The 23,878-nt window shown below is 64.4% G+C and carries 20 protein-coding genes, 1 tRNA gene and 1 pseudogene; 19 read left to right on the top strand and 3 right to left on the bottom strand.

Annotated elements, in window-relative coordinates; genetic code table 11:
- From PSV40_RS13870 to PSV40_RS13830, 9 genes and pseudogenes are all read left to right on the top strand, one after another.
- Positions 1–978, top strand: coding sequence for an acetyl-CoA carboxylase carboxyltransferase subunit alpha (locus tag PSV40_RS13870; RefSeq protein ID WP_096669818.1), 978 nt, complete (start codon positions 1–3; stop codon positions 976–978).
- A gap of 27 nt (positions 979–1,005) precedes the next feature.
- The gene (gene tilS, locus PSV40_RS13865) at positions 1,006–1,962 is read left to right on the top strand and encodes a tRNA lysidine(34) synthetase TilS (protein ID WP_300538632.1); all 957 of its coding nucleotides are present in this window, start codon (positions 1,006–1,008) and stop codon (positions 1,960–1,962) included.
- A gap of 117 nt (positions 1,963–2,079) precedes the next feature.
- Positions 2,080–3,354, top strand: coding sequence for an aspartate kinase (locus PSV40_RS13860; RefSeq protein WP_300538629.1), 1,275 nt, complete (start codon positions 2,080–2,082; stop codon positions 3,352–3,354).
- A gap of 52 nt (positions 3,355–3,406) precedes the next feature.
- Positions 3,407–3,499, top strand: a tRNA-Ser gene (locus PSV40_RS13855).
- Between the two features lie 137 nt (positions 3,500–3,636).
- Positions 3,637–3,960, top strand: coding sequence for an I78 family peptidase inhibitor (locus PSV40_RS13850; RefSeq protein ID WP_300538625.1), 324 nt, complete (start codon positions 3,637–3,639; stop codon positions 3,958–3,960).
- 82 nt (positions 3,961–4,042) lie between these two features.
- A pseudogene (locus PSV40_RS13845) lies at positions 4,043–4,792 on the top strand (MurR/RpiR family transcriptional regulator); the annotation flags it as partial.
- Between the two features lie 159 nt (positions 4,793–4,951).
- Entirely contained in the window at positions 4,952–6,292 is a 1,341-nt protein-coding gene (locus tag PSV40_RS13840; protein WP_300538811.1) for an aspartate aminotransferase family protein, read from the top strand.
- 30 nt (positions 6,293–6,322) lie between these two features.
- Complete coding sequence (locus PSV40_RS13835) at positions 6,323–7,300, top strand: TAXI family TRAP transporter solute-binding subunit (RefSeq protein WP_300538623.1); 978 nt, start codon at positions 6,323–6,325, stop codon at positions 7,298–7,300.
- A 167-nt stretch (positions 7,301–7,467) separates the two neighbouring features.
- A complete protein-coding gene (locus tag PSV40_RS13830; protein WP_300538620.1) occupies positions 7,468–10,047 on the top strand; it encodes a TRAP transporter permease in 2,580 nt (859 codons plus the stop codon).
- 62 nt (positions 10,048–10,109) lie between these two features.
- On the opposite strand, the gene PSV40_RS13825 is transcribed toward PSV40_RS13830, so the two are convergent.
- The 3 genes from PSV40_RS13825 to PSV40_RS13815 all read right to left on the bottom strand — a co-directional run bounded on the left by PSV40_RS13825 (position 10,110) and on the right by PSV40_RS13815 (position 12,760).
- Positions 10,110–10,517, bottom strand: a complete 408-nt coding sequence (locus tag PSV40_RS13825; protein WP_300538581.1) for a S4 domain-containing protein — start codon at positions 10,515–10,517, stop codon at positions 10,110–10,112.
- A 48-nt stretch (positions 10,518–10,565) separates the two neighbouring features.
- On the bottom strand, positions 10,566–11,966 hold the full coding sequence (locus PSV40_RS13820) for a sensor histidine kinase (protein WP_300538809.1): 1,401 nt from the start codon (positions 11,964–11,966) through the stop codon (positions 10,566–10,568).
- 98 nt (positions 11,967–12,064) lie between these two features.
- Entirely contained in the window at positions 12,065–12,760 is a 696-nt protein-coding gene (locus tag PSV40_RS13815; protein ID WP_300538579.1) for a response regulator transcription factor, read from the bottom strand.
- Positions 12,761–12,880: 120 nt separating this feature from the next.
- On the opposite strand from PSV40_RS13815, the gene PSV40_RS13810 reads away from it, so the two are divergent.
- From PSV40_RS13810 to PSV40_RS13765, 10 genes are all read left to right on the top strand, one after another.
- Positions 12,881–13,840 (top strand): tripartite tricarboxylate transporter substrate-binding protein, encoded by a 960-nt coding sequence (locus tag PSV40_RS13810; RefSeq protein WP_300538576.1) that lies wholly within the window; start codon positions 12,881–12,883, stop codon positions 13,838–13,840.
- A gap of 165 nt (positions 13,841–14,005) precedes the next feature.
- Positions 14,006–14,527: a tripartite tricarboxylate transporter TctB family protein gene (locus tag PSV40_RS13805; protein ID WP_300538573.1), complete on the top strand. Its 522-nt coding sequence runs from the start codon at positions 14,006–14,008 to the stop codon at positions 14,525–14,527.
- Between the two features lie 12 nt (positions 14,528–14,539).
- Complete coding sequence (locus tag PSV40_RS13800; protein WP_300538570.1) at positions 14,540–16,042, top strand: tripartite tricarboxylate transporter permease; 1,503 nt, start codon at positions 14,540–14,542, stop codon at positions 16,040–16,042.
- A 144-nt stretch (positions 16,043–16,186) separates the two neighbouring features.
- Positions 16,187–17,680 carry a sigma 54-interacting transcriptional regulator gene (locus PSV40_RS13795; protein WP_300538567.1) on the top strand — a complete coding sequence of 498 codons (1,494 nt, stop codon included), beginning with the start codon at positions 16,187–16,189 and terminating at the stop codon, positions 17,678–17,680.
- Positions 17,681–17,831: 151 nt separating this feature from the next.
- On the top strand, positions 17,832–19,016 hold the full coding sequence (locus tag PSV40_RS13790) for a substrate-binding domain-containing protein (protein WP_300538564.1): 1,185 nt from the start codon (positions 17,832–17,834) through the stop codon (positions 19,014–19,016).
- A 169-nt stretch (positions 19,017–19,185) separates the two neighbouring features.
- Positions 19,186–20,016: an ABC transporter ATP-binding protein gene (locus PSV40_RS13785; RefSeq protein ID WP_300538562.1), complete on the top strand. Its 831-nt coding sequence runs from the start codon at positions 19,186–19,188 to the stop codon at positions 20,014–20,016.
- Positions 20,013–20,741, top strand: a complete 729-nt coding sequence (locus PSV40_RS13780) for an ABC transporter ATP-binding protein (protein ID WP_300538559.1) — start codon at positions 20,013–20,015, stop codon at positions 20,739–20,741. The genes PSV40_RS13785 and PSV40_RS13780 overlap by 4 nt, the downstream gene beginning before the upstream one ends.
- Positions 20,738–21,721 carry a branched-chain amino acid ABC transporter permease gene (locus PSV40_RS13775; RefSeq protein ID WP_300538556.1) on the top strand — a complete coding sequence of 328 codons (984 nt, stop codon included), beginning with the start codon at positions 20,738–20,740 and terminating at the stop codon, positions 21,719–21,721. Before PSV40_RS13780 ends, PSV40_RS13775 begins: the two co-directional genes overlap by 4 nt.
- A gap of 127 nt (positions 21,722–21,848) precedes the next feature.
- Entirely contained in the window at positions 21,849–22,928 is a 1,080-nt protein-coding gene (locus PSV40_RS13770) for a branched-chain amino acid ABC transporter permease (RefSeq protein ID WP_300538554.1), read from the top strand.
- 35 nt (positions 22,929–22,963) lie between these two features.
- Positions 22,964–23,851, top strand: a complete 888-nt coding sequence (locus tag PSV40_RS13765) for an alpha/beta hydrolase (protein ID WP_300538552.1) — start codon at positions 22,964–22,966, stop codon at positions 23,849–23,851.
- Positions 23,852–23,878: the final 27 nt, after the last annotated feature.

Raw genomic sequence — 23,878 nt, 5'->3', positions numbered from 1 at the left:
ATGGCCAAAAAGACCTTTCTCGATTTCGAGCAGCCGATTGCGGAGCTTGAAGGAAAAATAGAAGAGCTGCGCTACGTGCAAACCGAGTCGGCCGTCGATATTTCCGAAGAGATCGACCAGCTCGCCAAGAAAAGCCAGCAGCTCACCAAGGACATCTACAGCGACCTGACGCCCTGGCAGATCACCAAGATCGCGCGCCACCCCGAGCGGCCCTACACGCTGGACTATGTCAACGAGCTGTTCACCGACTTTGTCGAGTTGCACGGTGACCGGCATTTTTCCGATGACCTGAGCATCGTCGGCGGCCTGGCGCGTTTCAACGGCACCGCCTGCATGGTGCTGGGCCACCAGAAGGGCCGCGACACGAAAGAGCGCGGCTTGCGCAACTTCGGCATGAGCAAGCCCGAGGGTTACCGCAAGGCCCTGCGCCTGATGAAAACCGCAGAGAAGTTCAAGCTGCCGGTGTTCACCTTTGTCGACACGCCGGGTGCCTACCCCGGCATTGACGCCGAGGAGCGCGGCCAGTCCGAAGCCATCGGCCGCAACATTTTCGAGATGGCGCAGCTCGAAGTGCCCATCATCACCACCATCATCGGCGAAGGCGGCTCCGGCGGCGCGCTGGCCATCTCGGTGGCCGACCAGGTCGTGATGCTGCAGTACTCGATCTACTCGGTGATCAGCCCGGAAGGTTGCGCCTCCATCCTCTGGAAAACCTCGGAAAAAGCCGAGGAAGCTGCCGAAGCCCTGGGAATCACCGCGCACCGCCTGAAGGCGCTCGGCGTGATCGACAAGATCGTCAACGAGCCGGTGGGCGGCGCGCACCGCGACCACAAGCAGATGGCCGCTTTCCTCAAGCGCGCCCTCAACGACGCCTTCCGCCAGGTCAGCGACCTCAAGGTCAAGGAGCTGCTGGACCGCCGCTACGAGCGCCTGCAAAGTTATGGCCGCTACACCGACACCAAGGCCGACGCCAAATAGCCCCCCCCGACGGGTGGTTGACTTCACATGACCACCGTCGACGACGCCATTGGCGTCTTTTCACCACAACTGCCTGTGGCCGTGGCGTACAGCGGCGGCGCCGACTCCACGGCCTTGCTGCTGGCCTGCGACTACAAGTGGCCGGGGCAGGTGAGGGCGGTGCATGTGCACCACGGCCTGCAGGCCGCCGCCGACGGATTTGCCAGCCACTGCGAAGCCGTTTGCGCGCAGCTGCACGTGCCTTTGCGGGTCGTGCGGGTGATGGCCAGGCATGCGCCCGGGGACAGTCCGGAAGACGCTGCCCGCAAGGCACGTTATGAAGCATTTCGGGCTCTGGCCCATGAGGAGTGGGCGCAATCAGCTATTAAAAGCATAGCGCTTGCGCAGCATGCCGACGACCAGGTCGAAACCCTGTTGCTGGCGCTGAGCCGTGGGGCCGGGCTGCCCGGCCTCAGCGCCATGCCCGCCCACTGGCAGCGAGACGGCCTGGACTACCACCGCCCCCTGCTGCAGGTGCCGGCGCCCGAGATCCGCGCCTGGCTGGCGCGGCGCGGTGCCGCCTTCATCGAAGACCCGAGCAACACCGACGAACGTTTCACGCGCAACCGCATCCGTGCGCGCCTGCTGCCGGCGCTGGCGCAGGCTTTCCCGCAGTTCCGCGAGACCTTTGCGCGCAGCGCCCGGCATGCCGCGCAGGCGCAGGCCGTGCTGCTCGAGGTGGCGCGCGAAGACCTGCAACTGCTCGGCAGTCCGCCCGAGATCAGGGCCCTGCAGCTCCTGTCCGGCCCGCGCCAGGCCAACGCCCTGCGCCACTGGCTGCTTGACGCCCACCAGGCCACACCGAGCACGGCGCAGCTCGACCAGTTGCTGGCGCAGGTCGCGGCCTGCACCACGCGTGGCCACCGGATTCACCTGAAGGTGGCCAATGGCCACGTGACACGGGCTGGCGCGCATTTGCACTACGCCGCGGAGCCGGCCTGCTGAGGCCGCTGGCTATAATCAAAAGCTTTGCTGGCCTGCCGCCAGGGCGCTTTTCGCAGCGCTTGCCGCCAAAAAAGCAAAAAAAGACAGCACCACCAACTCCTGATTGACCCCCCTGCAATGGCTTTGATCGTTCATAAATACGGCGGCACCTCGATGGGCTCGACCGAGCGCATCCGCAATGTCGCCAAACGCGTGGCCAAGTGGGCCAGAGCCGGCCACCAGATGGTGGTGGTGCCCAGTGCCATGAGCGGCGAAACCAACCGCCTGCTGGGCCTGGCCAAGGAACTGGCGCCTGGCAAGGCCAGCGACGCCTACCATCGCGAACTCGACGCCCTGGCCGCCACCGGCGAGCAGGCCTCCAGTGCGCTGCTGGCAATCGCGCTGCAGGCCGAGGGCATGGACGCCGTCAGTTACGCCGGCTGGCAGATGCCCATCCGGACCAACAGCGCCTACACCAAGGCCCGCATCGAGTCGATTGACGACAAGCGCGTGCGCGCCGACCTGGATGCCGGCAAGGTGGTCATCATCACCGGCTTTCAGGGCATGGACGACCTGGGCAACATCACCACGCTGGGCCGCGGCGGTTCCGACACCTCGGCCGTGGCCGTGGCGGCCGCCATGAAGGCGCATGAGTGCCTGATCTACACCGACGTGGACGGCGTGTACACCACCGACCCGCGTGTCGTTCCCGAAGCACGCCGCCTGCAGACCGTGAGTTTTGAAGAGATGCTCGAGATGGCCTCGATGGGCTCCAAGGTGCTGCAGATCCGCTCGGTCGAGTTTGCGGGCAAGTACAAGGTGCCCCTGCGCGTGCTCTCGAGCTTCACGCCCTGGGACATCGACATCGACGAAGAGGCCAAGTCCGGCACCCTGATCAGTTTTGAGGAAGACGAAAAAATGGAACAAGCCATCGTATCGGGCATCGCGTTCAACCGCGACGAAGCCAAAATCTCCATTCTCGGCGTGCCGGACACCCCGGGCATTGCCTACCAGATCCTGGGCGCCGTGGCCGACGCCAACATCGAAGTCGATGTGATCATCCAGAACATCAGCAAAGACGGCAAAACCGATTTCAGCTTCACCGTGCACCGCAACGACTACGCGCGGGCCATCGACCTGCTCAAGGCCGAGGTCCTGCCCAAGCTCGGCGCGCAGGAGATCACCGGCGACGCCAAGATCTGCAAGGTCAGCATCGTCGGCATCGGGATGCGCAGCCACGTCGGCATTGCCAGCAAGATGTTCCGCTGCCTGAGCGAAGAAGGCATCAACATCCAGATGATCTCCACCAGCGAAATCAAGACATCGGTGGTGATCGACGAGAAATACATGGAGCTGGCCGTGCGCGCCTTGCACAAGGCTTTTGACCTGGACCAGCCTGCCGCAAGCCCCTGATTGCTGGACAGCTGGCCAAGTCGTGAGATAATCCGGGCTCAGACAGAATTCAGGAAACGTGACCGAGTGGCCGAAGGTGCTCCCCTGCTAAGGGAGTATGGGGTGTAGAGCCTCATCGAGGGTTCGAATCCCTCCGTTTCCGCCAGACAAAAAGCCACCGCAAGGTGGCTTTTTTTTATCCTGCTTCAGATGACGCCGCGAGCCGTGTCGCAACCAGTCGTAAAAAGGCGGGCGCCGCCGGGGCGCAGACGTTATGGTGGCGCTTTACTTTCCGGAGACCCCATGTTGTTGAAGACCCCCCTGATCAGCGCGACGCTGGCATGTCTGGCCGTTCTGGCCGGTTGTGCCGCGCCCGGTGCACCCTCGACGGGCACCAGCCCCATGCCGCCACCTCCCCCGGGGACGGCCTGCAATGCGGACGGTGCCCGGTTCGCGATCGGCAAGGCGCCGGGTGCGAGTGTGGTCGAGGACGCGCGCCAGCGCTCGGGCTCCTACATGGCGCGGGTGCTGCGTCCCAACCAGGCCGTCACCATGGAATTCAACGCCCAGCGACTCAACCTGGAGCTTGACGCTGCTGGCGTGATTCGCCGGGTGCGTTGCGGCTGAAGACCGCCGGGCGCGGTCCGCGCCTGTTTTGTTGTATGAAACACTTGTGCTATATTTTGAGAAATATTGATACAAATGTTTCATGTCGACCTCCTCACTGTTTGCCAACCTTCCGCTTGACGGCCTGAGTCCGGAGTTGCTCCGTGCGGCGCGCTGGATCGAGGCGCATCCGCGCGAGGTAGCGCTGCATTCCATGCGTGAATGCGCGCGCCGGGCCGCTCTGGCGCCGGCGACCCTGAGCCGCCTGTCGCAGGCTTTGGGTTTTCAGGGCTTCGAGGCGATCAAGCATCTCTGCCAGGAGTCTTTTTCAGCGCAGGCCGGTTATGCCGGGCGGGCCGAGGTGCTGCAGGCCAGCGCGCGGCATGACAAGGACTGGCTGGCGCTGCTCAACGAAACGCAACATGCGAACACCGCGTCCGTCAGCGGGCTGAACCAGGCCGCGCAGCTGGAGGCCGCGGCCGATGCCATGCTCAAGGCGCGGTGCGTTTATTTTCTCGGCCTGCGCGCCAGCCATGGTCTGGCGCTGCACCTGCACTACACCTACGGCCTGCTGGCATCCAACGGCGTGCTGGTGCAGGGCCTGGGCGGCACGCTGACCGACCAGATCGGCGACATCGGCCCGGGGGACCTGCTGGTGGTGACTTCTGCCGCCGCGTACACGCGCCAGACGGTGGATGCCGCGCTGAAGGCGCGGGCGCAGGGCGCCGACGTGCTGGCCCTGACGGACAGCGCCCTCTCGCCGATTGCCCGGTCGGCCACCCGCACGCTGCTGTTCCGTACCGACAGCCCCTCGTATTTCCATTCCATGGTCGGCGCCCTGGCATTGACCGAAGCGCTGGCTGCCGCCGTGGCGGTGCGCGGCGGTCGCAAGGTGCTGGCCCACCTGCAAACCCGGCAGGACCGCCTGGACAGCGAGGGTGCCTTGGGACGAACGCGCCGACAAGGCCGCCACTGGCCGGCCACTGACTTCTTCAACAAGGAAATAAGCCCCATGCCTGCAGCCTCCACCCATGTTTTTCACCGCCAGTTGCAGCACACGCCGCCGGTGGCCGTCAGCGGCCGGGGGGTGTACCTGACCGATGCCGATGGCAAGAGTTATATCGACGCCTCGGGTGGCGCTGCGGTGTCCTGCCTGGGCCACGGCCATCCCGACGTGCTGGCCGCCATGCATGCGCAGATCGACAAGCTGGCTTATGCCCACACCAGCTTTTTCACCACCGAAGTCGCCGAGACACTGGCCGCGCAGCTGATCAGGACGGCGCCGCAAGGCATGAGCCATGTGTATTTCGTCAGCGGCGGCTCGGAGGCGATGGAGGCCACGCTGAAGATGGCGCGCCAGTATTTTGTCGAGATCGGCCAGCCGCAGCGCACGCATTTCATCGCGCGCAGGCAGAGTTACCACGGCAACACGCTGGGTGCGCTGGCGATAGGCGGCAACCAGTGGCGGCGCGAACCGTTCGCACCCATTCTGATGCCGGCCACCCATGTGTCGCCCTGTTACCCCTACCGCGAGCAGCAGGCCGGCGAAACGCCGGAGCACTATGGCCAGCGCCTGGCACAGGAACTCGAGCACGCCATCCTTGAAAAAGGCGCAGACCGCGTGATCGCCTTCATTGCCGAAACCGTGGGTGGCGCGACCGCTGGCGTGCTGGCGCCGGTACCGGGCTACTTCAAGGCGGTGCGCGAAGTCTGCGACCGGTATGGCGTGCTGCTGATCCTCGATGAAGTGATGTGCGGCATGGGCCGCACCGGCACCCTGCATGCGTGCGAGCAGGAGGGGGTGTCACCCGACCTGCTTGCCGTGGCCAAGGGTCTGGGCGGCGGCTACCAGCCGATTGGTGCGGTGCTGGCGCAGAAGAAAATTGTGGATGCGATGCGGGGCGGTACCGGCTTTTTCCAGCATGGGCACACCTACCTGGGCCATGCGGTGGCCTGTGCGGCGGCGCTGGCCGTGCAGCAGGTGTTCGAGCGGGACCAGCTCATCGCCCAGGTGCGCACACGGGGCGCCTTCCTGCAGACGCTGATGCAGGGCAGTTGGGGAGAGCATCCCCATGTCGGAGACATACGCGGCCGTGGTTTGTTCTGGGGCATCGAGCTGGTGCAGGACCGCGCGAAGAAGACCCCGTTCGATCCGGCACGCAAAGTGCATGCACGCATCAAGAAGGAGGCGATGGCGCGCGGCTTGATGGTTTACCCGATGGGCGGCACCGTCGATGGACGGTATGGTGACCATGTGTTGCTGGCCCCGCCCTTCATCACCAGCGATTCTGAGCTGGCACAGATCGTCGAGCGGCTCGATGCCGCCATCCGGGCCTCACTTTCATCATCTTGATGTAACGTTTTTTCAACGAGGAGTATTGCAATGTCCAGAGCATTTGTTTTTAAGGCCCTTGCCGCAGCAGCGGCCCTTTCCGGTGCGCTTGCCAGCGCGCCGGTGGTCGCACAGCAGAAATTCATCACCATCGGCACCGGTGGTGTCACTGGTGTGTATTACGCGGCAGGTGGCGCTATCTGCCGCCTCATGAACAAGGACCGCGCCAGGCATGGCATTCGCTGCTCAGTCGAGTCCACCGGCGGCTCGGTCGCCAACATCAATACCATTCGTTCGGGCGATCTCGACTTTGGCGTGACCCAGTCCGACTGGCAGTTCCATGCGACCAAGGGTTCCGCGACTTTCCAGAAAGACGGCGCCGTCACTGACCTGCGCGCGGTGTTCTCCCTGCATCCCGAGCCCTTCACGGTGCTGGCCCGCAAGGAAGCCAACGTCACCAAGTTCGAGGACTTCAAGGGCAAGCGTTTCAACATTGGCAACCCCGGTTCGGGCACACGTGCCTCGATGGAACAACTGCTGACCGCCATGGGCTGGAAGACCAGTGACTTTTCGCTGGCGTCCGAGCTCAAGGCCGACGAGCACGGCGCCGCGCTGTGTGACAACAAGATCGACGGCTTCTTCTATGGCGTCGGCCATCCTTCGGCCAACATCCAGGACCCGATCACCACCTGTGGCGCCAAGCTGGTGCCGCTGGCCAATGCCGGTGTGGACAAGCTGGTCAAGGAGTTCCCGTTTTACGCTGCGGTGGACATTCCGGGCGGCCTGTACCCCGGCAACCCGAGCCCGACGCGTACCTATGGCGTGCTGGCGACTTTCGTGACCTCGGCCAAGGTGCCGGACGCCACGGTGTATGAACTGGTGAAGGCGGTTTTCGAGAACTTCGACGAGTTCAAGAAACTCCACCCGGCGCTGGCCAACCTGGACCCGAAGAAGATGGTCAAGGACGGCGTGTCGGCGCCCATGCATCCCGGTGCCGTCAAGTACTATAAGGAAAAGGGCTGGCTGTAAGCCGGACCACAGGCGCAGGGCGGAGCGGTTTGAGCGTTCCTTCCCTGCGACTCTGACACCCAGCCCCGCACGACGGGGCTTTTTTTTACCTGTTGCCGGGTCTCCCGTGCGCTTCGGTCACCCCGCCGAAAAGAGGTGACCATTTACCTGCTTTGAGGAGATCAGCCATGTTCAAGCGCAAGTCCGAAGACGTCGCCACGGTCGATGTGAACAAGCTGGTGACCGACACCGACATGGGCGCCCGCAATCCGGGCCCGTTCATGTCGCGCGTGCTGCTGGCGGTGGCGCTGGCCTGGTCGCTGTTCCAGCTGTGGATCGCCTCGCCGCTGCCCTTTGTCTTCGGGGTGTTTGTCCTCAATGACACCGAGTCGCGCTCCATCCATCTGGCGTTTGCCGTCTTTCTGGCCTTTCTGTCCTATCCGGCCTTCAAGCGTTCGCCGAGTGACCGCATTCCGGTGACAGACTGGATCCTGGCGGTGGCCGCAACCTTCTGCGCGGCCTACCTGTTTGTGTTCTATCGAGAAATCGCCACCCGGCCCGGCCAGCCGTCGCAGATGGACATTGCCACCGCCGCCGTTGGCGTCGTGCTGCTGCTGGAGGCGACGCGCCGCGTGCTGGGCCTGCCCATGGTGGTGGTGGCCGTGGTGTTCCTGATCTATACCTTTGCCGGCCCCTACATGCCTGACATGATTGCCCACAAAGGCTCGTCGCTGGCGCGCGTGGCCTCTCACCAGTGGCTGACCACCGAGGGTGTGTTCGGTGTGGCCCTGGGCGTTTCCAGCAGTTTCATTTTCCTGTTTGTGCTGTTCGGCTCGCTGCTTGACAAGGCAGGGGCGGGAAACTACTTCATCAAGTCAGCATTTGCTTTGCTCGGCCACATGCGCGGCGGTCCAGCCAAGGCGGCGGTGGTGTCATCGGCTGCTACCGGCATCATCTCGGGCTCGTCGATTGCCAACGTGGTGACCACCGGCACCTTCACCATTCCGCTGATGAAGCGTGTTGGCTACCGGCCCGACCAGGCCGCCGCGGTGGAGGTATCGAGCTCGGTCAACGGCCAACTCATGCCGCCGGTGATGGGGGCGGCCGCCTTCCTGATGGTCGAGTACGTCGGCATTCCGTACACCGAGGTCATCAAGCATGCTTTTTTGCCGGCCATCATTTCCTACATAGCGCTGTTTTACATCGTGCATCTGGAGGCCCTCAAGGCCGACCTGCAAGGCCTGCCGCGCCGCGGCAACAGCACGGCGATGCAGCGGCTGGTGTCGCTGACCATGACGGTGGCCGGCTTCGTGGTGCTTTCCGGCGCCGTGTATTGGGGCATTGGCTGGATGAAGTCCGCCCTGGGCGCGGGGGCCATCTGGGCCGTGGGGACACTGTTGCTGGCCGCCTATCTGGGCTTGCTGTGGATCAGCGCGCGCCAGCCCGAACTCATGCTGGATGACCCCAATGCACCGGTGTTCGAACTGCCGGAAACGGCGCCCACGCTCAAGTCGGGTTTGCATTACCTGCTCAGCGTCGTGGTGTTGATCTGGTGCCTGATGGTCGAACAGATGTCTCCCGGGCTGTCTGCTTTCTGGGCCACGATGTTCATGGTCTTCATCATGCTGACGCAGCGGCCCATCCTGGCGCTGATGCGGGGGCAGGGCGCGCTGGGCGTGGCGTTGCGCCGCGGCGTGGCCGACCTCCTCGATGGCCTGGTCACCGGCGCGCGCAACATGATCGGCATCGGCGTGGCCACAGCCGCGGCCGGCATCATTGTCGGCACGGTCTCGCTCACTGGCATCGGCCTGGTGATGACAGAGGTGGTGGAGCTTGTTTCGGGCGGCAACCTGATGCTGATGCTTGTCATGGTCGCGCTGATCAGCCTGGTGCTGGGCATGGGCCTGCCGACCACGGCCAACTACATTGTGGTGTCCACACTGATGGCGCCGGTGGTCGTGGAGCTCGGCGCGCAGAGCGGCCTGCTGGTGCCGCTGATCGCGGTTCACATGTTTGTGTTTTATTTCGGCCTGATGGCGGACGTGACGCCGCCCGTGGGACTGGCTTCCTTTGCGGCGGCCGCCATTGCGCGCACCGACCCGATCAAGACCGGAGTGACCGCATTTTTCTACAGCCTGCGCACGGCCATCCTGCCTTTTCTGTTCATTTTCAACACGCAGTTGCTGCTGATCGGGGTGGACACGGCCTGGCATCTGATCCTCACGGTGACCAGTGCCACGGTTGCCATGCTGGTGTTTGCCGCCGCCACCCAAGGATACTTTCTGGTGCGAACGCGCTGGTACGAGACCATCGCGCTGCTGCTGGTGACCTTCACGCTATTTCGCCCGGGCTTCTGGCTGGACATGGTCTATCCGCCTTATGTGGACGCGCCAGCGGCGGAACTGATGAAGCTGGTGCAGGAGGCGCCTGCCAACACGAGCAAGCGCGTCTGGGTAGAGGGCGAAAAACTGGACGGCAGCGAGGTCAGAAAAGGCGTGTTGCTGCCGCTGGGCGACGTGGGCACGGCGCGCGAGCGCTTGGGCCGCATTGGCCTGAGCGTGACCTCGTTTGCCGGCGAGGTGCAGGTGGCGCAGGTGCAATTCGGGTCACGGGCGGCCAAGCTTGGACTGGCGCCGGGCCAGAAAATAGTGGGCGTCGAACTGCCCGCCGAGCGGCCGGCCAAAGAGTGGCTGTTCCTGCCTGCGGCAGCGCTGCTGCTGCTGATCATGGGTCTGCAGCGTGTGCGGGGGCGGCGCAGCCCGAAATAGTGATGAAATATGGCTTTTGCCCCCGTCCGATCTGCGGGGGAAGCTATTAAAAACAGAGCGTCTCAGGAATCGACCGAGGCGCTCCAGCGGTCGCCCCAAGCCTTGTCCTGGGCTTTGTCCAGGCTGCGCCGGTCGCGTTTGGTGGGGCGGCCATGCTCCAGGCTGCCGGCCGGTTCATTGTTCAGCCGGCGCTGCTCGGCCGCCGCTTCCCGCAGCTTGATGCTGTCCGGCGTTTCTTCGTAGAGCTGCTGCGCCACCGGCGCCGGTCCGCGCTGCTGGCTCAGGCCCCGGACCAGCACGGTGCGCGTGACCTGCCCCTGACGCATCGCCACCGTGTCGCCGGCCTTCACCTCACGCGCGGGCTTGGCGTCCTGGCCGTTGACCTGCACGCGGCTTTTGCCGATTTCATCGCTCGCCAGCGAGCGGGTCTTGTAGAAGCGCGCGGCCCACAGCCACTTGTCAAGACGCATGGGTGACCTCGCGTGCGCCGCCATGCCAGGGAAGGGGAAACGTGTGCCTCATTGCCCGTCATTTTGTACCAGCGGCAGGCGCACGGTGGCGTCCAGCCCGGCAATACGCCCATGGTCTTCGCGGTTTTCCAGCGTGATGCTGCCGCCCAGCGCCTGCGTGATCTCGCGGCAGATCGCCAGGCCCAGGCCCGAGCCGTGGCGCACATTGCCGGCCGAAAAGGGCTGGTACAGGCGTGCTGCCAGTTCGCCCGAAATGCCGGGGCCGCTGTCGCTGACGGTCAGGGCCAGGTACCGGGTGTCGGTGACGAGCCGCACCGACAGCGAGCCGCCGCGCTGGCTGTGCTTGATCGCGTTGTGCAGCAGGTTGCGGCAGAGTTCGCCCAGCATCCATTCGTGTGCATTGACGCTGGCCGCACTGGTTTCAATGTCGAAGTCCAGGTCCTTCTCGGCAATCAGCGGTGCCAGGTCCAGCGCGACCGCGCGCACGATGGCGTCCATGTTCACCGGCCCCAGGTCCGCCTGCTGGCGCAACTGCTCGACCTTGGCCAGCGCCAGCATCTGGTTGGCCAGCAGCGTGGCGCGGTCCACGGTCTGGTTGATTTCGGCCAGCGCCGCCTGGGCGTCCATGTCGCCGTGCAGCGCCGACTGCACCTGCACCTTCAGTACCGCCAGCGGCGTGCGCAACTGGTGCGCCGCGTCGCGCACAAAACGTTTCTGGTTGTCCAGCAGGTGCTGCAGCCGGGCCATGACCTCGTTGGTGGCGTCGACCAGGGGCAGCAGCTCGCGCGGCGCGTCCGGTGCGGCGATCGCCGTCAGGTCGCCCTCGGGGCGCGCCTGCAGCTCGGCGCTGAGGCGGCGCACCGGGCGCGTGGCGCGCTGCACCACCACCACGGCCACCAGGGCGATCACGGCCAGCAGCAGCGCCTGGCGCCACAGGGTGTCGAACAGGATTTTCCGCGCCAGCGTGGTGCGCAGCTCCAGTGTTTCAGCCACCTGGATGACGGCCATGCCGCGTCCGTTCGAGCTGGCCACCGGCTGCAGCAGGACGGCCACCCGCACGGCGTCGCCCGCATACACATCGTCGTAAAAATCAACCAGCGCCGCGTAGGGCGGTTTGGCCGGAATGCGGCCGCGCCAGAAAGGCAGCTGTGCATACCCCGACACCATTTCGCCGTTGAGGCTGGACACCCGGTAAAACAGCCGGCTCTGGTTGTCGGCCTCGAAGGCTTCCAGCGCCGCATACGGCACGGTCACGCGCAGTTCGGACTGCCCGTCGTAGCCGCTCACGTCCAGTTGCTCGCCTATCGACTTGGCCGAGGCCAGGAGCGTGCGGTCATAGGCGGTGTTGACCGCGCCCAGCGCCTGGCTGTACAGGCTGGCCGTGTTGAGCGTGACCAGCAGGCCCACAGGCAGCAGGATGCCCAGCAGAAGGTAGCGTCTGAGCGATATGGCCCCCACGCTTTTCACTTCGTGTAATACGCTGCCCCCCGAGGGGGCTGTGCTTGCTTGGGGCGGCCCGGCGCTACGCACGCCGGCCTCAATGCCTTTCATTGCGCGTCCACTTTCAGCAAATAACCCAGGCCGCGCAAGGTGACCAGGGTCACGCCGGTGTGCGCCATTTTCTTGCGCAGGCGGTACACCACCACTTCCACGGCCTCGTACTGCACATCGGTCTCGCCGGGAAACACCAGCTCGAACAGTTTTTCCTTGGACACCGCCTGGCCGGGCTTGACGATCAGGGCCTGCAGCAGGGCCAGCTCGCGGGGCGTCAGTTCGAGGACCTGGTCGCGGTGGTAAATCGCGCCGCTGTCCTTTTCATAACGAAGCTGGCCCACCAGGTGGTCGCCGGCCCCCGGCTCGCTGCTGGACGCCGTGCGCCGGCGGCTCAGCGCGCGTAGCCGGGCCTCGAGTTCATCGAGGTCAAAGGGTTTGGGCAGGTAGTCGTCGGCCCCCAGGTTCAGGCCAATGATGCGGTCGCCCACCGTGCCGCGCGCCGTCAGGATCAGCACCGGGGTGGCCAGTCCCTGGCGGCGCGCCTGCTCCAGCACCTGCAGGCCGTCCAGCCCGGGCAGGCTCAGGTCCAGCACCACCACATCGGGCTGGGCGGCCGTCCATAACCCCAGTGCCTTGCGGCCGTCGGTGCAGCCCAGCACCTCCATGCCGCGCCGGCCCAGGGCGCGCTGCAGCGCTGCCTGCATGGAAGGGTCGTCCTCGATCAGCAGCAATTTCAGGGTGGACAGCATGGGCAGGACATTAGCATCAGCATGGGCGGGACATTAGCACTTTCCCTAGGGCTTTCGGACAGCCGTTTGACAGACAGGAAGCGCATCATCCGTTTGTTACCCACACACAAGGAGACATACATGCGTCGCGATACCTTTTTGAAATCCCTGGCCGCGCTGGCCGCCACCGGGGCTTTCCCCCTGTCGGCCCTGGCTGCCGCCAATGTAAAAATGATGATTCCGGCCAACCCCGGCGGCGGCTGGGACACCACAGGCCGCGCCTTGGGCAAGGCCCTGACGGACTCGGGCGCAGCATCCACAGTCACCTATGACAACAAGGGCGGCGCCGCCGGTGCCCTGGGCCTGGCCCAGTTCATCAACGGCAGCAAGGGCGACCCGAATGCGCTGATGGTCATGGGTGCCGTCATGCTGGGCGGCCTGATCACCGGCAAGCCGCCGGTCAGCCTGTCGCAGGTCACGCCGATTGCGCGGCTGACCAGCGAGTACAACGTGTTTGTGCTGCCCGCCAACTCGCCATTCAAGACCATGGCCGACGTTGTGGCCCAGCTCAAGAAAGACCCCGGCAGCGTCAAGTGGGGCGGCGGTTCGCGCGGCTCCACCGAACACATCGCCGCGGCCATGATTGCACGCGAAGTCGGCGTGGACCCTTCCAAGATCAACTACGTGGCTTTCCGGGGCGGCGGTGAAGCCACGGCAGCCATCCTGGGCGGCAACGTCACGGTGGGCGGCAGCGGCTACAGCGAGTTTGCGGAATACATCAACACCGGAAAAATGAAGGCGCTGGCCGTTACCTCCGACACCCGCCTCAAGGGTGTCAATGTCCCCACGCTCAAGGAGCAGGGCATCAATGTGGTGATCGGCAACTGGCGCGGCGTTTACGGTGCACCCGGCATCTCGGCTGCCGAGCGCCAGGCGCTGACCGAGATGATTCTCAAGGCCGTCAAATCCAGGAGCTGGGTGGAAGCGTCCGAGAAAAACAACTGGACGGCCGCCGTGTTGACAGGCGCCGCCTTCGACAAGTTTGTCGACGACGACATGGCCAGCCTGCGTGCCACCATGGTCAAGTCAGGCATGGTTTAAAGCAACTGGCTTACCGGCCTTTTCGGTTTGTCATGGCGGCCTTGTGCCGCCATCCATGTTCGCGCACGCAGGGCTGCAGTTGATGCGCATGGATCCCCCCGGATCGGAGTCCGGGGCAGGCTCCTCAAGGCCGGGATGACAGCCCGCATTCCAACGAGACAACTCATGACACAAGCAACCCCTTCTTCTGCGCAAATCCGTCTGCAGACCGCGGTCGGTGCCGGCGTGGTGCTGCTCGCCCTCGGACTGGCGGCAGGTGCCGTCAGCATCCCGTCGGCGGCGGGCTACGGCGGCGTCGGGCCGAACTTTCTGCCTTGGATGATTTCCGCGGCTCTGCTCATTTGTGGCGTACTCATCGTGCGCGAAGCGCGCACCGGCGGCTTTCGTTCCCTGGAGGCGCCCACGGACGCGGTCCATGGCAACTGGCCGGGCTTTGCCTGGGTGTCGGCGGGCCTGCTGGCCAATGCGGCGCTGATCACCACCATCGGTTTCATTTTCAGTTGCACCCTGTGTTTTGTGCTGGCCGTGCAAGGGCTGCGCGGTGCGGAGGGCAGGGCCGACCGGCGGCCGGTTGCCTGGCTCAAGGACGTGTTGATCGGCATCGCGATTTCCGCGCCGGTGTACTGGACCTTCACGAAATTCCTGGCGATCAACCTGCCGGGCCTCACCTCCACCGGCTGGCTCTGAGCATCAATATCCATGGACATTTTCAATCAGCTGCTGCAGGGCTTCGCCACTGCGGCCACACCGGTCAACCTGTTGTGGTGTTTTGTGGGATGTGCGCTGGGCACGGCCATTGGCGTGCTGCCCGGCATCGGGCCCGCCGTGGCGGTGGCCATGCTGCTGCCCATCACGGCCAGGGTCGAGGCCACGGCCTCCATGATTTTTTTCGCCGGCATTTATTACGGCGCCATGTACGGCGGCTCCACCACCTCCATTCTGCTGAACACGCCGGGGGAAACGGCGAGTATGGTCACGGCCATGGAGGGCAACCGCATGGCCAAGAGCGGACGTGCCGGTGCGGCGCTGGCCACGGCCGCCGTGGGTTCGTTTGTGGCGGGCACGATTGCCACCGTGCTGGTCACCCTGTTTGCGCCCATCGTGGCGGAACTGGCCGTCAAGCTCGGTCCGCCCGAGTACTTCATGCTGATGGTGCTGGCCTTCACCACCGTCAGTGCCGTGCTGGGCAAAAGCACGGTGCGCGGCCTGACCGCCCTGTTTGTCGGGCTCGCGGCGGGCCTGGTCGGGCTGGACCAGATTTCCGGCCAGGCGCGTTACACCGGCGGGGTGCCCGAGCTGCTAGACGGTGTCGAGATCGTTCTGGTGGCCGTCGGCCTGTTTGCCGTGGCTGAAGCCATGTACGCCGTGCTTTACGAGGGCCGCGTGGTCGAGTCGCAAAACAAGATGAGCCGGGTCCACATGACGGGCCGGGACTGGCGCCGCTCCTGGCCGGCCTGGCTGCGCGGCACCGCCATTGGCGCGCCGTTCGGCTGCATTCCTGCCGGCGGCACAGAGATCCCGACCTTCCTGAGCTACGCCGCCGAGAAAAAGCTGGCCAGGGACGGCGACAGGGCGGAGTTCGGCACGGCCGGCGCCATCGAAGGGGTGGCCGGCCCCGAGGCGGCCAACAATGCCACGGTCACGGCGGCCATGATTCCGCTGCTGACGCTGGGCATTCCGACCTCCAACACCACGGCAATTTTGCTGGGCGCTTTCCAGAACTACGGCATCCAGCCGGGGCCGCAGCTGTTCACCTCGTCGTCCGCCCTGGTCTGGGCGCTGATCGCCTCGCTGTACATCGGCAACGTGATGCTGCTGGTGCTCAACCTGCCGATGGTGGGCCTGTGGGTCAAGCTGCTGAAAATTCCCAAACCTTACCTGTATGCGGGCATCCTGATTTTTGCGACGGTGGGCGTCTACGGCATGCGGCAAAGTGCGTTTGATCTGTTCCTGCTTTATGGCATCGGTGTGCTCGGGGTGGTGATGCGGCGCTTTGATTTCCCGACCGCGCCCGTCGTGGTGGGCATGATCCTGGGCCCGCTGGCCGAAGCGCAGTTGCGCAACGCCATGTCGATCGGCGAGGGCAGTGCGATGGTGTTTCTCCAGCGGCCCATGTCGGTGATCCTGATCGTGGTGGTGCTGGCGGTGCTGATCCTGCCGCGCCTGGCCAAACGCTGGTCGGCGCGCCGGCTCGCAGCCTGAGGCCGGCGTTCATCACGAAATAGGTCTCCAGCCCTTTTTCCATGGGCGCAGACAGCTATCAAAAGAAGAGCGGCATGCGCCTTGACCGGTGTGTGGTGCACCTGGCCGGCGGCGGTGGCCCAGGTGCCGCGCTACCATCGGCGCATGGAACACACTGCTACCCCGCCGCACGGTTTGCCGCTTGATGCGCAGAGCATTCTGGAGCTGGCCGCAAGGTCCATGTTCCAGCTGTTCTCCAGCATCAGCCAGGGCATGTTCCTGGTGGACCGCACCGGCCGCATTGTCTGGGTCAACGAGGGTTACAAGCGTTTTCTGCCGGCGCTGGGCTTTTCTTCCGTAGAGCAATTTGTCGGCCACATGGTGGAGGAGGTCATTCCCAACACGCAGATGCGCCGCGTGCTGGAAACCGGCGAGCCTTTCCTGATTGACCTGCTGACCAACCGCGCCGGCACCTTTGTCGTCAGCCGCATCCCGCTGCGCGATGAAAGCGGCGGCGACGTGATCGGTGCCATCGGCATCGTGCTGTTCGACCACCCCGAGACCACGCTGCAGCCGCTGATCAGCAAGTTTGCGCTGCTGCACCGCGACCTCGATGACGCCCGCCGCGAACTGGCCAGCCAGCGCCTGCAGCCACCGGGCCAGCGCCAGTCCAAATACACCTTTGCCAGTTTTGTCGGCACCAGCCCGGCCGCGGTCGAGGTCAAGCGCCAGGCGCGGCGCGCCGCCCAGACCTCCAGCCCGGTGCTCCTGCTCGGCGAAACCGGCACCGGCAAGGAGTTGCTGGCCCACGCCATCCATGCCACCTCCAGCCGGGCGCGCGGGCCCTTCATCAGCGTCAACATTGCGGCTGTGCCCGACACCTTGCTGGAGGCCGAATTTTTCGGCGTTGCTCCCGGCGCCTACACCGGCGCCGACCGCAAGGGGCGCGATGGCAAGTTCAAGATCGCCGACGGCGGCACGCTGTTTCTCGACGAGATCGGTGACATGCCGCAGGCCTTGCAGGCCAAGCTGCTGCGTGCCCTGCAGGAGGGCGAGATCGAGCCGCTGGGTTCGAATAAAGTGATTCCGTTTGACGCGCGCCTGATTGCCGCGACTTCGCGCGACCTGGCCGCGCTGGTGCGCGAAGGCAAGTTTCGCGAAGACCTGTTTTACCGCCTCAATGTGTTGCCGATCAGGGTGCCGCCGCTGCGCGAGCGCCGCTCCGACATTCCGGCGCTGCTCGAGGTGCTGGGCGAGGAAATGGCGCTGCGCAGCGGCGACCGCCAGCCCGAGCTGGCGCCCGATGCGCTGGCCCTGCTGTCGGCGCAAACCTGGCGCGGCAATATCCGTGAACTGCGCAACGTGCTGGAGCAGGCGGTGATGCGCAGCGACTCGCCGAGCATCGGCCGCGCGCAGTTTGAAGAGGTGCTCAAGGAGGCGGGCATCGAGCGTATTGCGCCTTTGCCGTTGGCCGAATTTGGAGACGGCGCAGAGCCCACCTCCGACCCGCTGCGCCCGCTGGCCGAGCAGGTGGCGCAGGTCGAACGCCGCGCCATTGCCGCCGCCATGGCGGCGACCGGCGGCAACAAGCTGGCCGCCTCACGCCTGCTTGGAATTTCTCGCGCCAAACTGTATGAGCGTCTGGATAACCCTGTATAAGAATAAGACAATTGCCTGATAATAAGTCAATGTAAATGGCTTAAAAACAGACAATTTAGTTGTTGGTCTGAAAAAACCTATATAGATCAACGGTTTTTTCCTGGCACGACATGTGCAATCATGGTGCATCGCCAAACAACAGGAGACATCCATGCATCGTCGCACGCTGATCGCGCTTGCCGCACTCGCCACCGCTTTCGTTTCGCCACTGGCCCTGAGCCAGGCCAAAGAAATCAAGATCGCCCACATCTACAGCAAGACCGGCCCGTTGGAGGCCTATGGCAAACAGACGGCCACCGGTTTCATGATGGGCCTGGACTACGCCACCGGCGGCACCATGATGGTGGCCGGCAAAAAAATCGTGGTGATTGAAAAGGACGACCAGGGCAAGCCGGACCAGGGCAAATCCCTGCTGGCTGCGGCTTATGGCGATGACAAGGTTGATCTGGCCGTGGGCCCCACCGCCTCGCCCGTGGCGCTGGCCATGCTGCCGGTCGCGGAAGAGTACAAGAAGATCTTGCTGGTCGAGCCCGCGGTGGCCGACTCCATCACCGGAGACAAGTGGAACAAGTACATTTTTCGCACCGGCCGCAACAGCTCGCAGGACGCGATTTCCAACGCTGTGGCGCTGGACAAGGAGGGTGTGACGATTGCCACCATGGCGCAGGACTCGGCATTCGGCCGCGACGGCGTCAAGGCCTTCAAGGAAGCCATCAAGAAGGGCAAGCTGGTTCACGAAGAGTACCTGCCGCCGGCAACCACCGACTTCACGGCCGGCGGCCAGCGCCTGATCGACAAGCTCAAGGGTCTGCCGGGCCGCAAGGTGATCTTCATCATCTGGGCCGGTGGCAACCCGTTCAAGATTGCCGACATGGACTTGAAGCGCCACGGCATCGAGATCGCTACCGGCGGCAATATCCTGCCTGCGATGGTGGCCTACAAGCAGTTCCCCGGCATGGAAGGCGCGGCCTACTACTACTTCGGCATGCCGAAAAACCCGATCAACGAAGCCATGGTTTCGCGCCATTACAGCCAGTTCAAGGCGCCGCCTGACTTCTTCACCGCCGGCGGCTTCTCGGCCGCGATGGCCGTCGTCACCGCGCTGAAAAACAGCAATGGCGACACCAATGCCAACACCCTGATCAAGACCATGGAAGGCATGAGCTTCGACACGCCCAAAGGCAAGATGACCTTCCGCAAGGAAGACCACCAGGCCATGCAGAGCATGTACCACTTCAAGATCAAGGTGGACCCGGCTTTTGCCTGGGGCGTGCCTGAACTCGTGCGCGAGATCAAGGCGGAAGAGATGGCCATCCCCATCCGCAACAAACGCTGATTTCTTTGTCTTGTCATTGCGGGCTTGACCCGCAATCCATGCCACGCTGACCCAACCATTTGCGTTGTGCCCACATGGATCCCGGATCTGGTCCGGGATGACAGTCAAGGGAGTCCGTCTGGCCTCCTGCCCGCTCGCTACGCCGCTCCCCGATTCAACGGGAATAGAAATGCTTCAAACCAAAGAACTCACGATCCGCTTCGGCGGGCACGTGGCGGTCAATGCTGTCAGCTGCACCTTTGCGCCTGGCACCTTGACGGCCATTGTTGGCCCGAACGGCGCCGGCAAGACCACGTATTTCAACCTGATCTCGGGTCAACTCAAGGCCAGCAGCGGCACGGTTTTTCTCAATGGCGAGGACATCTCCGGCCTGAGCGCCTCGGCACGCACGCTGGCAGGCCTGGGCCGGGCTTTCCAGCTGACCAACCTGTTTCCCAACCTGTCGGTGCTCGAAAACGTCCGACTGGCGGTGCAGGCCACGCACCACGGCAAGCACCGGCGCGGCCTGAACCTGTGGAGCATCTGGAGCGACCACAAGGCCTTGCTGCAGCGCGCCGAAGAAATCCTGGAAATCGTGGCGATGCAGGGCAAGGCCGCGATGCCGGTGGCCAGCCTGCCGCACGGTGACCAGCGCAAGCTCGAGGTGGCCTTGCTGATGGCGCTGGAGTCGCAGGTGTTCATGTTCGACGAACCGACCGCCGGCATGAGCACCGACGAGGCGCCCGTGATCCTGAACCTGATCCGCCAGCTCAAGCAGGACAAGAGCAAGACGATTTTGCTGGTGGAGCACAAGATGGACGTGGTGCGCGAACTCGCCGACCGCATCATCGTGCTGCACAACGGCACGCTGGTCGCCGATGGCGAGCCCGCCGAGGTGATTGCGTCGCCGATTGTGCAGGAAGCTTATCTGGGGGCAAGCCCTCAGAACGCTTCGGCGCAAGACAGGACGCCCCCTCATCCCGACCTTCCCCCTCGAGGGGGAAGGAGCGAACAGCCATGAACAAAGAAAATCTTCTGACGCTTGAGGGTGTGCACACCCACATCGGCGCGTACCACATCCTGCATGGCGTGGACCTGGCCATTCCGCGCGGCCAGCTGACCATGCTGCTGGGCCGCAACGGCGCCGGAAAAACCACCACGCTGCGCACCATCATGGGACTGTGGCAGGCCTCGCAAGGGCGGGTCAGTTTTGCGGGGCGCGACATCACCAGGCTCAGCACGCCGCAGATTGCCGAACTCAATATTGCCTACGTGCCTGAAAGCATGGGCATTTTCTCGGACCTCACGGTCAAGGAAAACATGCTGCTGGCGGCCCGCAGCGCCAAACGCGCCAGCCAGATGGACGAGGTACGCCTGAAATGGATCTTCTCGCTGTTTCCCGCGGTCGAAAAATTCTGGAACCACCCGGCGGGCAAACTCTCCGGCGGACAAAAGCAGATGCTGGCCGTGGCCCGCGCCATTGTGGAGCCGCGTGAACTGCTGATCGTCGACGAGCCCAGCAAGGGCCTGGCGCCGGCCATCATCAACAACATGATTGATGCGTTTGCGCAGCTCAAGGCCAGCGGCGTGACGATTTTGCTGGTGGAGCAGAACATCAGTTTCGCCAAACGCCTGGGCGACACCGTGGCCGTGATGGACAACGGCCGCGTCGTGCATGCCGGGTCCATGGCCGAACTGGCCGAAGATGCGGCGCTGCAGCAATCCCTGCTTGGACTGGCACTATGAAAACTATCGACTTTGACTGGAAACCGCTGGCGCTGGTGCCCTTGCTCGCCGTGGGGGTGTTCCCCTTCATCGGCTCCAGCTCGACCTGGCTCACGCTCACGGTCGCCGGCCTGGCCATGGGCATGATCATTTTCATCATTGCCTCGGGCCTGACGCTGGTGTTCGGCCTGATGGACGTGCTCAATTTCGGCCATGGCGTGTTCATCGCGCTGGGAGCCTTTGTGGCCACCAGTGTGCTGGGCGCCATGAGCGACTGGACCGGCTCGCAGGAGCTGTGGCGCAACCTGGTGGCGGTGCTGCCGGCCATGCTGGTGGCGATGCTGGTGGCCGGTGCCGTCGGCCTGGCGTTTGAGCGTTTCATCGTGCGGCCGGTTTACGGCCAGCACCTCAAGCAGATCCTCATCACCATGGGCGGCATGATCATCGGCGAGGAACTGATCAAGGTGATCTGGGGCCCGGCGCAAATCGCGCTGCCTTTGCCCGAAGCCATGCGCGGCTCATTGCTGATCGGTGATGCGGCGATCGAAAAATACCGGCTGATTGCCGTGGTCGTGGGCCTGGCGGTGTTTGCCCTGCTGGCCTGGACGCTGGCGCGCACCAAGATCGGCCTGCTGATCCGTGCCGGCGTGCAGGACCGCGAGATGGTCGAGTCGCTGGGTTACCGCATCAAACGCCTGTTTGTCGGCGTGTTTGTGGTCGGCAGTGCGCTGGCCGGCCTGGGTGGCGTGATGTGGGGCCTGTACCAGCAGAACGTGATTCCGCAGATGGGCGCGCAGGTCAACGTGCTGATCTTCATCGTCATCATCATCGGCGGCCTGGGTTCGACCGGCGGCGCGCTGATAGGCGCCTTGCTGGTGGGCCTGATGGCCAACTACACCGGTTTCCTGGCGCCCAAGGTGGCGCTGTTTTCCAACATCGCGCTGATGGCTGCGGTGCTGCTGTGGCGGCCGCAGGGCATCTACCCCGTGACCAACCGCTGAGGATGAATATGGCCCCCACGCTTTTCACTTCGTGTGCCTCCGGCGTTACGCTGCCCCTTTCACCGGAAGAAGGGGCTGGCCTTGCTTGGGGCGGCCCGGCGCTGCGGCCGTCTTTCTGGATCTCATCATGCTGACAAGAATTCTTTCCGGCGACTTTCCGCGCAGCCGCGTGCTGGCCGTGATCCTGGTCGGCCTGCTGCTGGCCCTGGCTTTTGCACCCTTCATTTTTCCCGGCGTCAAGGCGCTCAACGTCGCCGCCAAGGTGCTGATTTTCATCGTGCTGGTGGCCAGCTTCGACCTGCTGCTGGGCTACACCGGCATTGTCAGTTTTGCGCACACCATGTTCTTCGGCATCGGTGCCTATGGCATTGCGGTGGCCACCACCCACCTGGGCCCGACCTGGGGAGCGCTGGCCGTGGGCCTGCTGTGCGCGCTGGCGCTGTCGTTTGTGCTGTCGCTGGCCGTCGGGCTGTTTTCGCTGCGGGTCAAGGCCATCTTTTTTGCCATGATCACGCTGGCCGTGGCCTCGGCCTTCCAGACGCTGGCTTCGCAGCTGTCGGACATCACCGGCGGTGAAGACGGCCTGACCTTCAAGGTGCCCGAGCTGCTGTCGCCGAGCTTCGAATTCATGGAACAACCTTTCCTGGGCGTGTCCATGGACGGTCGCCTGCTTTGCTACTACCTGCTGTTTGTGATTGCGCTGGTGCTGCTGCTGAGCCTGCTGCGCATCGTCAACTCGCCTTTCGGCCGCGTGCTGCAGGCGATTCGCGAGAACGAGTTCCGCGCTGAAGCCATTGGTTACCGTGTGGTGGTCTACCGTACCACCTCCAGCGTGTTGTCAGCCCTGTTTGCCACCGTCGCCGGCGCCATGCTCGCGCTCTGGCTGCGTTACAACGGCCCGGACACCTCGCTGTCCTTCGAAATCATGATCGACGTGTTGCTGATTGTCGTGATCGGCGGCATGGGCACGATTTACGGCGCAGCCATCGGTGCGGCCCTGTTCCTGGTGGCGCAGAGCTACCTGCAGGACCTGCTGCGCCTGGGCAGCGAAGCCGCGGCCGGCCTGCCGTGGCTGGCGGCCTTGCTGTCGCCCGACCGGTGGCTGCTCTGGCTCGGCGTCCTGTTTGTTTTATCGGTGTATTACTTTCCCACCGGTGTGGTGGGGCGGCTAAGGGCCGCGCGTGTCCGGTCAGCCGGGCAGGCCTGAGTCGAAACGAAACTGATCACGGAAAGTCCAGCTTCATGCAACACACGTCCGAATACCTGACCTGCGCCGGGCGCGAGATCCATTACACCGAATGGGGCCACCAGCACAGCGCCACCGTCATTGCCTGGCACGGGCTGGCCCGCACCGGGCGCGATATGGACGAACTGGCGGCGCACCTGAGCGACCGCTACCGCGTGATCTGCCCCGACACCATCGGACGCGGCCTGAGCCAGTGGAGCCCCGACCCGAAAGGGGAATACCAGCTGGCGTTTTACGCGCGTATTGCGGCAGACCTGTTCGAGCAACTGCACATCGACAAGGCGCACTGGGTCGGCACCTCCATGGGCGGCGCCATCGGCACGGTCTGCGCGTCCGGCCTGTTCGAGCCCGCCATGAAGGGCCGCATCCGGAGCCTGGTGCTCAACGACACGGCGCCGCAGATTGCCGACCCGGCGGTCGAGCGGATCAAGTCCTACGCCGGCAACCCGCCGGCCTTTGACACCATGCTGGCGCTCGAAGCCTTCTTCCGGCAGGTGTACAAGCCTTATGGCTGGCTCAGCGACGTCCAGTGGCGCAGCATGACGGAGACCTCGGCACGCCGCCTGCCCGACGGCCGCCTGACGCCGCACTACGACCCGGCCATGGTGCAGCAGTTCACCCACCACCCGGGCGACTACCTGATCTGGGAGCATTACGACGCACTGGAGATTCCGGTGTTGTGCCTGCGCGGCGCCGAGTCCGACCTCGTGCTGCGCGACACCACCACCGAGATGCTGATGCGGGGACCGGGTGCGGCTGGTTTGACGCAAGTGGTGGAGATTGAGGGCTGCGGCCATGCGCCGGCGCTCAACGTGCCCGATCAGCTGGAGCGCGTGGCGGCCTTCATAGAGGCCGCCAGCCGGACCCGAATTGCTACTGAATAGATAGCTGCTCATGCTTGCTGGTCGTGG

Origin of the sequence: Polaromonas sp., assembly GCF_029945925.1 — a bacterium.
Classification (GTDB): Bacteria; Pseudomonadota; Gammaproteobacteria; order Burkholderiales; family Burkholderiaceae_C; genus Polaromonas.
The sequence above is the reverse complement of the archived record's forward strand: the minus strand, read 5'-3'. Positions and strand labels throughout refer to the sequence as shown.

Coding starts and splice junctions, on each gene's coding strand:
- PSV40_RS13835 (WP_300538623.1), top strand. CDS start 6,323: ATGTCCAGAGCATTTGTTTTTAAGGCCCTTGCCGCAGCAGCGGCCCTT.
- PSV40_RS13810 (WP_300538576.1), top strand. CDS start 12,881: ATGCGTCGCGATACCTTTTTGAAATCCCTGGCCGCGCTGGCCGCCACC.
- PSV40_RS13815 (WP_300538579.1), bottom strand. CDS start 12,760: ATGCTGTCCACCCTGAAATTGCTGCTGATCGAGGACGACCCTTCCATG.
- PSV40_RS13770 (WP_300538554.1), top strand. CDS start 21,849: ATGCTGACAAGAATTCTTTCCGGCGACTTTCCGCGCAGCCGCGTGCTG.
- PSV40_RS13850 (WP_300538625.1), top strand. CDS start 3,637: ATGTTGTTGAAGACCCCCCTGATCAGCGCGACGCTGGCATGTCTGGCC.
- PSV40_RS13870 (WP_096669818.1), top strand. CDS start 1: ATGGCCAAAAAGACCTTTCTCGATTTCGAGCAGCCGATTGCGGAGCTT.
- PSV40_RS13860 (WP_300538629.1), top strand. CDS start 2,080: ATGGCTTTGATCGTTCATAAATACGGCGGCACCTCGATGGGCTCGACC.
- PSV40_RS13805 (WP_300538573.1), top strand. CDS start 14,006: ATGACACAAGCAACCCCTTCTTCTGCGCAAATCCGTCTGCAGACCGCG.
- PSV40_RS13830 (WP_300538620.1), top strand. CDS start 7,468: ATGTTCAAGCGCAAGTCCGAAGACGTCGCCACGGTCGATGTGAACAAG.
- PSV40_RS13795 (WP_300538567.1), top strand. CDS start 16,187: ATGGAACACACTGCTACCCCGCCGCACGGTTTGCCGCTTGATGCGCAG.
- PSV40_RS13780 (WP_300538559.1), top strand. CDS start 20,013: ATGAACAAAGAAAATCTTCTGACGCTTGAGGGTGTGCACACCCACATC.
- PSV40_RS13800 (WP_300538570.1), top strand. CDS start 14,540: ATGGACATTTTCAATCAGCTGCTGCAGGGCTTCGCCACTGCGGCCACA.
- PSV40_RS13765 (WP_300538552.1), top strand. CDS start 22,964: ATGCAACACACGTCCGAATACCTGACCTGCGCCGGGCGCGAGATCCAT.
- tilS (WP_300538632.1), top strand. CDS start 1,006: ATGACCACCGTCGACGACGCCATTGGCGTCTTTTCACCACAACTGCCT.
- PSV40_RS13840 (WP_300538811.1), top strand. CDS start 4,952: ATGCCTGCAGCCTCCACCCATGTTTTTCACCGCCAGTTGCAGCACACG.
- PSV40_RS13825 (WP_300538581.1), bottom strand. CDS start 10,517: ATGCGTCTTGACAAGTGGCTGTGGGCCGCGCGCTTCTACAAGACCCGC.
- PSV40_RS13775 (WP_300538556.1), top strand. CDS start 20,738: ATGAAAACTATCGACTTTGACTGGAAACCGCTGGCGCTGGTGCCCTTG.
- PSV40_RS13790 (WP_300538564.1), top strand. CDS start 17,832: ATGCATCGTCGCACGCTGATCGCGCTTGCCGCACTCGCCACCGCTTTC.
- PSV40_RS13785 (WP_300538562.1), top strand. CDS start 19,186: ATGCTTCAAACCAAAGAACTCACGATCCGCTTCGGCGGGCACGTGGCG.